Source organism: Bosea sp. (in: a-proteobacteria), from assembly GCF_023953965.1.
Lineage (GTDB): Bacteria > Pseudomonadota > Alphaproteobacteria > Rhizobiales > Beijerinckiaceae > Allobosea.
This window is the reverse complement of sequence record NZ_JAMLIX010000002.1, coordinates 737,923-750,223: the sequence shown is the minus strand read 5'-3', so window position 1 is coordinate 750,223 and position 12,301 is coordinate 737,923. Positions and strand designations below refer to the sequence as shown.

At 69.2% G+C, this 12,301-nt stretch carries 11 protein-coding genes; 6 read left to right on the top strand and 5 right to left on the bottom strand.

Annotated features, from left to right (window positions below):
* The first annotated feature begins 199 nt into the window (after positions 1-199).
* Both M9917_RS18655 and glnA read left to right on the top strand, forming a co-directional pair.
* A complete protein-coding gene (locus M9917_RS18655; protein WP_297256197.1) occupies positions 200-538 on the top strand; it encodes a P-II family nitrogen regulator in 339 nt (112 codons plus the stop codon).
* 99 nt (positions 539-637) lie between these two features.
* Complete coding sequence (gene glnA / locus M9917_RS18650; protein WP_297256195.1) at positions 638-2,047, top strand: type I glutamate--ammonia ligase; 1,410 nt, start codon at positions 638-640, stop codon at positions 2,045-2,047.
* Between the two features lie 140 nt (positions 2,048-2,187).
* Here glnA and M9917_RS18645 read toward each other — a convergent pair whose 3' ends face one another.
* From M9917_RS18645 to M9917_RS18630, 4 genes are all read right to left on the bottom strand, one after another.
* Entirely contained in the window at positions 2,188-3,402 is a 1,215-nt protein-coding gene (locus M9917_RS18645; protein WP_297256193.1) for a glycosyltransferase family 4 protein, read from the bottom strand.
* Between the two features lie 11 nt (positions 3,403-3,413).
* The gene (locus M9917_RS18640; protein ID WP_297256191.1) at positions 3,414-4,319 is read right to left on the bottom strand and encodes a glycosyltransferase family 2 protein; all 906 of its coding nucleotides are present in this window, start codon (positions 4,317-4,319) and stop codon (positions 3,414-3,416) included.
* Positions 4,320-4,325: 6 nt separating this feature from the next.
* Complete coding sequence (locus M9917_RS18635) at positions 4,326-5,705, bottom strand: oligosaccharide flippase family protein (RefSeq protein ID WP_297256189.1); 1,380 nt, start codon at positions 5,703-5,705, stop codon at positions 4,326-4,328.
* Positions 5,706-5,850: 145 nt separating this feature from the next.
* Positions 5,851-6,045: a hypothetical protein gene (locus M9917_RS18630; RefSeq protein ID WP_297256188.1), complete on the bottom strand. Its 195-nt coding sequence runs from the start codon at positions 6,043-6,045 to the stop codon at positions 5,851-5,853.
* Between the two features lie 258 nt (positions 6,046-6,303).
* Between M9917_RS18630 and parE the strand changes: the two genes are divergently transcribed.
* The 3 genes from parE (at position 6,304) to M9917_RS18615 (ending at position 9,848) form a co-directional block, all read left to right on the top strand.
* Entirely contained in the window at positions 6,304-8,385 is a 2,082-nt protein-coding gene (parE, locus tag M9917_RS18625) for a DNA topoisomerase IV subunit B (protein ID WP_297257123.1), read from the top strand.
* Between the two features lie 159 nt (positions 8,386-8,544).
* Positions 8,545-9,486, top strand: coding sequence for a LysR family transcriptional regulator (locus M9917_RS18620; protein ID WP_297256185.1), 942 nt, complete (start codon positions 8,545-8,547; stop codon positions 9,484-9,486).
* Between the two features lie 101 nt (positions 9,487-9,587).
* A complete protein-coding gene (locus M9917_RS18615; protein ID WP_297256183.1) occupies positions 9,588-9,848 on the top strand; it encodes a hypothetical protein in 261 nt (86 codons plus the stop codon).
* Positions 9,849-9,912: 64 nt separating this feature from the next.
* Here M9917_RS18615 and M9917_RS18610 read toward each other — a convergent pair whose 3' ends face one another.
* Positions 9,913-10,602 carry an alpha/beta fold hydrolase gene (locus tag M9917_RS18610; RefSeq protein ID WP_297256181.1) on the bottom strand — a complete coding sequence of 230 codons (690 nt, stop codon included), beginning with the start codon at positions 10,600-10,602 and terminating at the stop codon, positions 9,913-9,915.
* Between the two features lie 162 nt (positions 10,603-10,764).
* On the opposite strand from M9917_RS18610, the gene M9917_RS18605 reads away from it, so the two are divergent.
* Positions 10,765-12,219, top strand: coding sequence for a DEAD/DEAH box helicase (locus M9917_RS18605; RefSeq protein WP_297256179.1), 1,455 nt, complete (start codon positions 10,765-10,767; stop codon positions 12,217-12,219).
* Positions 12,220-12,301 lie beyond the last annotated feature (82 nt).

The following is a 12,301-nucleotide window of genomic DNA, read 5'->3' as shown; positions in this document are numbered from 1 at the left end:
TCTTTTGTGCCGTTCATTGCCCTTCCGGCGGGCGCGCCCCCGGGCTTCGCCGCATGGCGGGGCGCCGGCGCCAATGCTATGAGCACAGGCAAGGCTGCATCCGTTCGACGGCGCGGGTCGCGTTCCCGCGCCCGGGCGCGCTTTCAGCCGCGATCCGGCCCGCGCCGGACCAGGAGATCCAGAGGAGGCCGGTCGGCGCATGAAGAAGATCGAAGCGATCATCAAGCCCTTCAAGCTGGACGAGGTGAAGGAGGCGCTTCAGGAGGTCGGGCTTCAGGGCATCACGGTTCTCGAGGCCAAGGGTTTCGGCCGCCAGAAGGGCCATACCGAGCTCTATCGCGGCGCCGAATACGTCGTCGACTTCCTGCCGAAGGTGAAGATCGAGATCGTCCTCGCCGACGAGATGCTGGATCGCGCCATCGAGGCCATCATGAAGGCCGCCCAGACCGGCCGGATCGGAGATGGCAAGATTTTTGTATCGAGCATCGAGGGGGTGATCCGCATCCGTACCGGCGAGACCGGGGCGGACGCGATCTGAGCATTTCATCCCCGATCATTCGGACAACGGGCCGCGGCCGGATCGAAGCCGGCCGGCCTGCGTGGACCTGAGAAACTGCTGGCAAGAGGAATTGCTGAGATGAAGAGCGCCAAGGAAGTCCTCAAGGCGATCAAGGACAACGACGTCAAATATGTCGACTTCCGCTTCACCGATCCGCGCGGCAAGTGGCAGCACTGGACCTTCGACGTCAGCATCATCGACGAGGACATCTTCGCCGAGGGCACGATGTTCGACGGCTCCTCGATCGCCGGCTGGAAGGCCATCAACGAATCCGACATGCTGCTGATGCCGGACCCGACCACCGCGGTGATCGACCCGTTCTTCTCGGCCGCGACCATGGTGATCAACTGCGACGTGCTCGAGCCCGGCACCGGCGAGCCCTATACCCGCGATCCGCGCGGCATCGCCAGGAAGGCCGAGGCCTATCTCAAATCGACCGGCATCGGCGACACCGTCTATGTCGGCCCGGAGGCCGAGTTCTTCATCTTCGACGACGTCAAGATCGCCGCGGACCCGTACAACACCGGCTTCAAGCTCGATGCCGCCGAGCTGCCGACCAACGGCATGACCGATTACGAAGGCGGCAATCTCGGCCACCGCATCGCGACGAAGGGTGGCTACTTCCCGGTGCCGCCGCAGGACATGGCGCAGGACATGCGCGGCGAGATGCTGGCGGCCATGGCCTCGATGGGTGTCGCGGTCGAGAAGCACCACCACGAGGTCGCTTCCGCCCAGCACGAGCTGGGCGTGAAATTCGACACGCTTCTGCGCACCGCCGACCAGCTCCAGATCTACAAGTACTGCATCCACAACGTCGCCCAGAGCTACGGCAAGACCGCGACCTTCATGCCGAAGCCGGTCTATGGCGACAACGGCTCGGGAATGCACGTCCACCAGTCGATCTGGAAGAACGGCAAGCCGCTCTTCGCCGGCAACAAATACGCCGACCTGTCGCAGGAGTGCCTGTGGTACATCGGCGGCATCATCAAGCACGCCAAGGCGCTGAACGCCTTCACCAACCCCTCGACCAACTCCTACAAGCGCCTCGTCCCGGGCTACGAGGCCCCGGTGCTGCTCGCCTATTCGGCGCGCAACCGCTCGGCCTCCTGCCGCATTCCGTGGACGACCTCGCCCAAGGCCAAGCGCGTCGAGGTGCGCTTCCCCGATCCGATGGCGAACCCCTATCTCGCCTTCTCGGCCCTGCTGATGGCCGGCCTCGACGGCATCGTCAACAAGATCGATCCGGGCCCGGCGATGGACAAGGACCTCTACGACCTGCCGCCGCGCGAGCTGAAGAAGATCCCGACCGTCTGCGGCTCGCTGCGCGAGGCGCTGGAATCGCTCAAGAAGGACAACGCCTTCCTCAAGGTCGGCGGCGTCTTCAGCGACGATTTCCTCGAAAGCTATATCGAGCTCAAGATGCAGGACGTGGCGCGCTTCGAGATGACGCCGCACCCGGTCGAGTTCGCGATGTATTATTCGTACTGAGGCTTAGGCCGGGCGCGGGTCTAGATCGCCGAGCGTCCTATCGGGCGCGAAGTGGCGATCTAGCTCTTTGTTTCAGCATCGGATTTGTCCGAAAAGTGGATTCCACTTTTCGGTCCGATGCTCTAGAGCCGCGCCCGCGCCTACGTTTCGCCGACGAGGTCGCGGTAGCTCTCGAGCGTGCGCCCGACATGCCGGTCCGTCGTCAGCGGATCGCTCCAGTAGCGGCGATAGGCGCTAGCGCCCATCGTGCCCGCGAGGTTATCATCCCGCAACCGTGCGAGAGCCGCCGCGAGCCCGGCGCTGTCCCCGCCATCGACCAGGATTCCGTCCTCTCCGTCGGCGATCCAGCTCGCCGGCCCGGTGGTGCGCGCCAGCACGACCGGCACGCCGAGCGAACGCGCCTCGGCGACGACCAGGGGGCCGGGCTCGTACCAGAGCGAGGGCAGCACCAGGCAGCGCGCCTGAGCGATCTCGTCGAAGACGCGCTCGGCCGCGACCCAGCCGCGGATCTCGGCTTCAGGGTTGATCCGCGCGATCTCCCCGGCGAGCGGCCCCTCGCCGACGAAGCGCACCGGCATGCCGGCCTCGGCCGCCGCCCGCGCCAGGACGTCGCCGGCCTTCTCCTGGGTGAAGCGCCCGAGGAAGAGCGCGTGCCGGTTGGCCGCCACGTCGGCGGGCGGGCGCTTTCGCGCCTCCATCATGTTCTCGATCACGACATGGCGCGCCTGCTTCGGCAGGAAGGGCTCGGCGAAGCGGCGGGCGAAATCGCTGACATGGATGAAGAGCGGCGCCGAAAGCCTGCGCATCGCCTCGTCCGAGCGCCATTGCCGCGCGACCCGGACGAGCTTGTGCAGATAGGAAGCCCGGTCGCAGTGGCTCGCGATGCAGGCCGGCGACATCGGCTTCAGCCGGCACGGCGCATTGGCCTTGAAATCGAAATAGCCGCCGACCGGGCAGAACGAGAAATAATCGTGCATCGTGATCGCGACCGGCAGCCCGCTTTCGCCGGCGGCGGCGATGGCGGCGGGGCTGAACGCCTTGGTCCACTGGTGCAGATGCACCAGCGTGCCGCGGCGCGGCTGGCGCGCCAGGAGATCGCTGAGGAAGGCATGGGCCCGCGCGTTCCAGATGCCCTGCCGCGCCGCGGCGACCTTGCCGGCGACCTGCCAGATCTCCTCCCCGGCGAAGGGCTCAACCGTGATCAGCGGATGGTCGAGCCGCTCGCAAACCGGGCCGATGGCGCAGGCGAAGACGATCTCGACACCGGCCTCGGCAAGCCCGCGCGCGCTCTCGATCGCGACCTTGGCGGCGCCGCCGTTGACCGAGCCGAAATCGCTGACGATGACCGCGCGCATCAGCCCTGTCCTCAGCCGAGCGTCAGGACGCGCTGCGGCGCAAGCCGCCCGCGAACCAGATCCCACAGCGCCAGCAGGTTGCCCTTCAGCCGGCCGCGCCGGTCGATCAGCCCTGGCGGCCTGAGGCTGCCGAGCAGGTTGGCGCCGACATTGCCGACGAGGAAGCGCACGGTCCGCGACCAGCGCACCGTGCCCTTGCGCGTCACATAGATCGGGTTGGCGATCTGGGAATAGCCGAAGCGCAGGCCGGAGGTGCGGCCGCGCTTGGTGCCGCGATGGACCCCGCGCAAGGCCGAGGCCAGGACGATCCGGCCCCGCCCCCGGAGCTGGCCGGAGAAGTCGATATCCTCGTGCCAGCCATAGAGCGGCAGGTTCTCGTCGAAGCGCAGGCCGGCCCGCCTGATCGTCGCGAAGCGGAAGACCATGTTGCAGCCGTAGAGATCGTCGATCGGCAGGGCGCTGCCCTGTGTGGGCGGCCGGTCGTTCTCCAGGATGGCGAGCGCCGCCGGCAGGTCGATGCCCGGCCCCCGGATGCCGTCGGCCAGGAGCGCCCCGGTCGCGGCGACGATCCCGGGGTCGTCCCGGAAGAGCCGCTCGGCCTCCGCGAGAAAGCGATCGGCCGGCAGGTAATCGTCGTCGAAGAACACGATGAGGTCGGGTTCGCCCGCCGCATCGAGGATGGCGTTGCGCTGCGCGGTCAGCCCCTTCGGGCCGTCGACGCGCTCGACCGGGACGGAAAGCCCGGCCGCGTGGTCCCAGTCGACGTCGCCTTCGGCGGCCGGGCAGATCAGGATGCGGTCCGGGCGCCGCTCCTGCCGGTCGATCCGGGCAAGCGTGTCGCGCAGGACCTCGCGGCGGCCGGAGGTGGCGATGCCGACGATGATGGCGAAGGGTCGGGCACTAGGGGTCTCGGTCATGATGCCTCAGCGTGCGATCCAGCGCAGGAGGGTGAGAAAGGGGCGCGCGCTGAAGGCGAGCACGGCCGCCAGCGCGAGGCCGGTCGCGACCGGCAGATTGCCCGAAAACCAGCCGGCGCTGAGCCAGGACAGCGCCAGCGCGGCTGCGGGCAGCGCCACCGGCTGCCACGGCATGGCGAAGGAGCGCCAGTGCATCAGCGCGATGCCGAGCGCAAGCGCCGCGCCCGCGCCCGTGGCAGCGCCCGCGGCGATGGCCGCGTCGGCGCCGGGGAACAGCCATGCCGCGATCAGCGCGCCCGCGCAGGTCATGGCGCAATCCAGCACCGCGAGCCCGATGATGGCGGGCAGGCGCCGCCTGAGATGCGCCGGCGTCGGCAGAAGCGTGCTGATCAGCGGGCGCAGCAGCGCCATCAGGAGGAAGAACGGCGCCGTGCGCAGGAACGCGGGCTGGAGCCCGGCGGGAATGGCGATCCAGGTCGCGAGGCCCAGGACCGCGATCAGCCCCGCGGCCCCGATCAGGGAAAAGCCGACCAGCAGCGCATAGAACCGGCCGAGCTCGGCGCGGAAGCTCTCGGAATCGCCCTCGCGGTCGAACACCGCCACCAGCTCGGGGAAACGGATGGCCTGAAGCGACGAGACGATCATCACGAAGGGGCGCTGCAACAGGTCGAGCGCCAGCATCGGGCCGGCGGCGGCGGGACCGAGCGTCCCGATCAGGATGGATTTGAGGCCGAGCGGCACGCTGAGGTTCGCGATCGCGGCGCCCGCCGAGGTCCCGCCATAGGTCAGGTGATCGCGGGCGATGGCCCGGTTCCAGCCGGCGGAAAGCGGCAGGATGCGGCGGGCGAGCACCCAGGCCAGAGCGCAATAGATCAGGTTGCCCGCGAGCACGCCCGCGAGCACGAAGGCGAGATCGGCCCGGATCGCCGCGCCGCCGATCGTCGTCGCCGCCATGATCGTCGCCCGCGCGCCTTGCAGCCAGGAGAACAGCCTGAATTGCTGGCGGAAGCGCAGCATGGTCAGGTGCAGCTCGCCCGCGCCTTGCAGGATGGCGGCGACGGCGCCGATCAGGCCGAGCCAGAGCGGGGCGCCGAACAACGGCGCGAGCAGGGCCGCGAACAGGCAGACGACGGCGCTGCCGGAAAGCTCCGCCACGATGACGCCGCGCTGCGCCCGTTCGCTTGCGCCGTCGGGGCCGGGGTAGAAGCGGCTGCAAGCCGCGCGGATCCACTGGAAACAGATGGCATCGGCGAACTGGACGACGGCGATGAACAGCGAATAGGCCGCGTAGTCCAAGGCCGGCAGCAGGTTGGAGACGGCGATGAGCAGGCCGAAGGCCAGCAGCGCCTGATAGAGATAGGCGCCCAATGCGGCGATCTTGGCCATCAGGGCGCCGCCCCGCCGCCGGCGGAACCGTCAACCCTCGGATCGAACGCGCGAGAACCGATGCCGGAACGCATGAGCCTTTCCCCTCCGGCCACAGGGCTTAAGGCGAAAAGGTTGATATTTCCGCGCTACGACGCTGTCGTTTTCAGGAGAAACGCAGGATCGCGAGCCCGATCGCGGCCGCCACGGCCGCCAGCCACCAGAGCCAGCGGGCCGGCAGAGCATCGCTCGCCGCAGGCACGCCGATGACGTCCTCGTGACCGAAGGCTTCGCCGGCGAGGCGCGCCCGGCGCTGCAAACCCGCAATACCCGCAAGCGAGACAGACTGACGCGACGCCACGGCTTTCTCCCCTCACCGGCGATCATAGCCCATCTGCGGCGATCCGCATAAGGCTTAAACCGCGCCGACCATCTTCGGCATCCATGGTTAACGCGGGCTGAACGGCCCGGTTCCGCTCCCTTGTCGCCGATGCCGGCGACGGCATCATGACAGCGGTTCCGATACGCGGGCGAGACGTCTATAAACCGCCCCTGACACGGCATTGCGGCGCGCGATGCGCTACAGTCCGCGGGAACGAATCAGGAAGCATTGGTGGCGATGGCGGAGAACGGCGATCTTTTCGGTGCGGAGCCGGCGCGGTCGGATGCGGCGGGCCTCAGGCCGCAACCGCGCCCGCCCGCCGCGCCCCGGAAGGCCGCGCCCGCTCCCGCGGCGCCCGCCGGCAACGGCACCCTGTCGGAAACCGGCTACGACGCCTCGGCGATCGAGGTGCTCGAAGGGCTGGAGCCGGTGCGCCGCCGGCCCGGCATGTATATCGGCGGCACCGACGAACGGGCGCTGCACCATCTCTTCGCCGAGGTAATCGACAACGCGATGGACGAGGCGGTGGCCGGCCACGCCAGCTTCATCGACGTCGAATTGTTCGAGGACGGCTCGATCGCGGTCACCGACAACGGCCGCGGCATCCCGGTCGATCCGCACCCGAAGTTCCCGGGCAAATCGGCGCTCGAAGTCATCATGACGACGCTGCATGCCGGCGGGAAGTTCGATTCCAAGGCCTATGAGACCTCAGGCGGCCTGCACGGCGTCGGCGTCTCGGTGGTCAACGCGCTGTCGGACCGGCTCGAGGTCGAGGTCGCGCGCGGCAAGACGCTCTATCGCCAGCTCTTCTCGCGCGGCCTGCCGCAGGGACCGCTGGAAACCGTCGGCAGCGTGGCCAACCGGCGCGGCACGCGCGTGCGCTTCCATCCCGACGCGCAGATCTTCGGCGAGGGCGCGCATTTCTCGCCGGCCCGCCTACTCCGCATGGCGCGCTCCAAGGCCTATCTCTTCGGCGGCGTCGAGATCCGCTGGGCTTGCGCGCCCTCGCTGCTGAAGCCGGAAGGCGACGTGGCGGCGCAGGCCGTGTTCCGCTTCCCCGGTGGCCTGCGCGACTATCTCGGCGGCGAGATCGAGGGCAAGGATCTCGTCGCCGAGCCGATCTTCGCCGGCAAGATCAGCCGCGACGGCGGCCACGGCTCGCTCGAATGGGCGGTCGCCTGGCTCGCCACCGGCGAGGACGGCTTCTCCTCCTCCTATTGCAACACGATTCCGACGCCCGAGGGCGGCACCCATGAGCAGGGCCTGCGCATCGCGCTGCTCAGGGGCCTGCGCGACCATGCCGAGCGCGTCGGCCAGTCGAAGCGGATGGCGCAGGTCACCTCCGACGACGTGATGGCGACCTGCGCCGCCATGCTCTCGGTCTTCATCCGCGAGCCGGAATTCCAGGGCCAGACCAAGGACAAGCTCGCGACGCAGGAGGCCCACCGCATCGTCGAGGGCGCGGTGCGCGACGCCTTCGACCACTGGCTCGCCGCCGCGCCGCAGCAGGCGGCGCGGCTGCTCGACTGGTCGATCGACCGGGCCGAGGAGCGGCTGCGCCGGCGGCTCGAAAAAGAAGTCTCGCGCAAGACCGCGACGCGGAAGCTGCGCCTGCCCGGCAAGCTCGCCGATTGCTCGCATGCGGGCGCGGCCGGCTCCGAGCTCTTCATCGTCGAGGGCGATTCCGCCGGCGGCTCGGCCAAGCAGGCGCGCAACCGCACCAACCAGGCGATCCTGCCTCTACGCGGCAAGATCCTCAACGTCGCCAATGCGACGCGCGAGAAGCTGAACCAGAACCAGCAGCTCGCCGACCTGATCCTGGCGCTCGGCTGCGGCATCGGCAGCCAGTTCCGCGAGGACGATCTGCGCTACGAGAAGGTCATCGTCATGACCGACGCCGATGTCGACGGCGCCCATATCGCCTCGCTGCTGGTCACCTTCTTCTGGCGCCAGATGCCGCGGCTGATCGAGAAGGGCCATCTCTACCTCGCCGTGCCGCCGCTCTACCGGCTCCAGCACGGGGGAAAAAGCGTCTATGCCCGCAACGACGCCCATAAGGACGAGCTGCTGGAGACGGTGTTCAAGGGCAAGAAGCCGGAGATCTCGCGCTTCAAGGGCCTCGGCGAGATGATGCCGCAGCAGCTCAAGGAAACCACCATGGACCCGGCCAAGCGCATCCTGCTCAAGGTCATGGTCGACCACGAGGCCAAGGAGGAGACCTCCGACACGGTCGAGCGGCTGATGGGCAACAAGCCGGAGGCGCGCTTCAGCTTCATCCAGGAACGCGCCGCCTTCGCCGGCGAGCTGATCGACCTGTGAGGGCAAAGCCCTGCATTTCCGCGGGGCTGGGCGTTAAAGCCGGCGGGCTGCCGGGCGAAGCATTTCCCGCCAGGGTTCGCGGATGTCGAGCCCTCCCCGAGCCCCGCACCGCCATGACCGCCGCCATCACGCCACCGCCCGGGACTGGCCGCTGACGGCATGGGCGAGCCTGCTTCCCCTCCATCTCGACGCCACCGCGATCTGGCATCGCCCGCCGGGCGGATTTCCTGGGACGATATCGGGATCTTCAACGCCGTCGCCGGCGGCGGGTCGATGGCCGTGGCGGCGGCGCGGCTCGGCCTGAGCGAGGCCACCGTCGCGCGCCGGCTGAAGGGCCTCGAAGCCAGGCTCGGCCTGCAACTCTTCACGCGCGAGGCCAACCGGCTCGCGCCGACCGCGATCGGCACGGAGCTGGCGGTGGAAGCCGACCGCGTCGAGGCCGCCGTCAAGCGCTTCGCGACCCGGGCCGACGCCGCCCGCCCCCGCGCCGGCGCGCCGGTTCGCATCACCGCCACCACCTCGATCAGCCTGTTCCTGACGATGCACGCGACCACGATCTCGCAAGCCGCCGGCGGGATCGAGATCGTGATCATCAGCACGCGCGACAGGCTCGACCTGACGCGCGGCGAGGCCGATATCGCGCTCAGGATGAGCCGGGTTCCGGACGAGCCCGGCCACTATGCCCAAAAGGTCGGGCGGCTGATGCAGGCGCTCTATCTGCGCCGGGACGCCGATCCCGCCACCGCGCCGATCATCTCGGTGAACCGCGAAACCTCCTCGCGCATCGACGACCATATCATGGCCTATGCCGCCGGCCGGCCGATCGCGGCGCGTGTCGGCGATTCGGCCGCCCGCTACGAGAGCATCCGCTCGTCCGGCGCGCTGTCGATGGCGCCCTGCTTCATGGGCGATGCCGATCCGGCGCTGCGCCGGCTCGAGCCGCCGCCCGAGGCGACCGGCGACGACATCCTCCTCGTCTCGCACGAGGTCTCGCGCCGGCGGCCAGGCGTCGCTGCCGTGCTCGTCGCATTGCGCAGGCTGTTCAAGGAGCATCGGGCCAGCCTGATGGGGCGAACGGCCGCCGCCGGGGAGGATCGCTGAAGTCTACCGCGATCCGGCAAGACTCGGCTAACCATCCTTTTACTGCTCGCAGGGCATGCTGGCCGCAAAGCTCGTGAGGTCACGAGCCCGGAGAATGCGCCATGCGCCCGATCGAGCTGTTCTGGAAGAACGACCGCGGCACCGTCGCCGCCGACATCGCCAAGGCCGGCGCGGCCATCGCCTTCCTTTCGGTCATCGCCGCGAACTTCCTGTCGGGCCAGACCGCCTCGTTCGACAAGGACCGCATGGCCGCGGTCAGCCTCGCCGCCGCCAAGGGACAGCCGGCGGACCCGGTGACCACGGGCTCGATCGGCCGGACGGCGAACGCGACCAAGCTCGACCCCTGCGCCCTGCCGCGCTAGGCGGGCGTACCACCCTTGTCATTCCGGGGCGTGCCGCGGGCACGAACCCGGAATGACAGGCATGTCAGCCGAGCCAGCGCAGCAATTGCGCCGTCACGGCCTCCGGCGCCTCCAGCGTCGAGAGATGGCCGCAAGCCGGCACGACCGCGAGCCGGGCTCCCGTGATCCCGGCCATCTCCCGCGCCTCCGCGACCGGGGTGATCGCGTCCTCCTCCCCGACGAGGACCAGCACCGGGCCTGAAGCGGCGGCGAGCGCCGGGCGCGAATCCGGCCGGCGCATGATCGCCTTCTGCTGGCGCACGAAACCCTCGGCCCCGACGTCGTCGGCCATCCGGCGGACCTGAAGCCGCAGCCTCTCGTCGGTCAGGCGCGCGGGCGCGACCAGCCTCTGCCAGAGAAGCGTGGTGACGTTGTCGAAGGCCCCCTTCTCGACGAGCGCGATCATCTGCTCGCGCGGCCCGTTGGTCTCGGGCGTCGCGGGCTTCGCGCTGGTGCCGAGCAGGGCGAGCCGCGTCACCCGCTCCGGCGCCTGCCGCAGCACCTCGAAAGCGACATAGCCGCCCATCGACAGGCCGCAGAGCGCGAAACGCGGCGGCGCGGCAGCCAGGAGGCGGCGCGCGATGGCCCCAAGGCTGTCGTCGCGGGCGTGCTCGGCGACGAGGATCGGACGCCCATCGGCGAGCGCCGGCCATTGCGGAGCATAGAGCGCGGCGTTGCAGCTCAACCCCGGGACGAGAACGAGCGGGTCCTTCATCGGGCAAAAAGCGTCCTTTTCCGGCTAGATGATTGACTTTGCCGTGTTTTCTTTGCATTCCACACGGGTCCGAAGGCGCGCAGGAAATGAAGTCGCGCCAACGCGGTGGTCGAGCAGGTCATCCCGCCGCGTTTCACCGACCCAGAAGAAGCGCGATACCCGATGTCATTTGCCGAACTCGGCTTGAGTGAAAAGGTTCTGACGGCCGTCACCGCCGCAGGCTATAGCACGCCGACCCCCATCCAGGCCCAGGCCATTCCGCATGTGCTCGCCCGCAGGGACGTGCTGGGCATCGCCCAGACCGGCACGGGCAAGACCGCCGCCTTCACCCTGCCGATGCTGACCATGCTGGAGACCGGCCGCGCCCGGGCCCGGATGCCGCGCACGCTGATCCTGGAGCCGACGCGCGAGCTCGCCGCGCAGGTCGAGGAGAACTTCACCCGCTACGGCGTCAACCAGAAGCTTTCGGTGGCGCTCCTGATCGGCGGCGTCTCCTTCGGCGATCAGGACGCCAAGATCACGCGCGGCGTCGACGTGCTGATCGCGACGCCAGGGCGCCTGCTCGACCATGTCGAGCGCGGCAAGCTCCTGCTCACCGGCGTCGAGCTGCTCGTCATCGACGAAGCCGACCGCATGCTCGACATGGGCTTCATCCCCGACATCGAGCGGGTCTGCAAGCTCGTCCCCTTCACCCGGCAGACGCTGTTCTTCACCGCGACGATGCCGCCGGAGATCACCCGCATCTCCGAACAGTTCCTGCACAATCCCGTGCGCGTCGAGGTTTCCCGGCCGGCGACGGCGGCCACGACCATCACCCAGCGGCTGATCGCCTCCAACCCGCAGGATTTCGAGAAGCGCGAGACGCTGCGCAAGCTGATCAAGGACGCCGTCGAGCTTCAGAACGCGATCGTCTTCTGCAACCGCAAGCGCGATGTCGCGACGCTGCACAAATCGCTGCTGCGCCACGGCTTCCCGGCCGTCGCGCTGCATGGCGACATGGACCAGTATGCCCGCATGGCGGCGCTCGATTCGTTCCGCACCGGCGAGAATCCTATCCTCGTCGCCTCGGACGTCGCGGCGCGCGGCCTCGACATCCCGGCGGTCAGCCACGTCTTCAATTTCGACGTGCCGACCCATGCCGAGGACTATGTCCACCGCATCGGCCGCACCGGCCGCGCCGGGCGCGAAGGCGCCGCCTTCACCATCGTCACCCGCCATGACGACAAGCTCGTCGCGGCGATCGAGAAGCTGACCGGCCAGACGGTCGCCTTCGAAGGCCCCGGCCTCGACGCGTTGCCGCCGGGCCAGCCCCGCGAGGAGCGCCGCGGCCGCCGCGACGACAAGCGCCCCTCCTCGCGCGGCGGGCGCGGCCCGCGCGCCGATGCAGAGGCTGCGCGGGCGGACAGGCCCGACAGGAAGGCCGAGGAGCGCCCCGGCTCCCGCCGCGCCCCGGTCAGGCCCGATTCCGAAGCGACCCAGCCCGCCGCCGCGCAGGTCCGGGACGGCGCGAGGCGCGGCCGCGGCTCCCGCGAGCGGGACGAGGATGACGGGCCGCAGGTCAAGGGCCTGGGCGATCACGTTCCCGCCTTCCTGCTGCGTCCGGCGCGCGTCGGATAACCTTACGGCATCAACCGGCTGTTAACCTCGTCGACCTAGATTGCCAGTCGCCGCGGCGAGATGACCCGTGCGGCGAACGGGC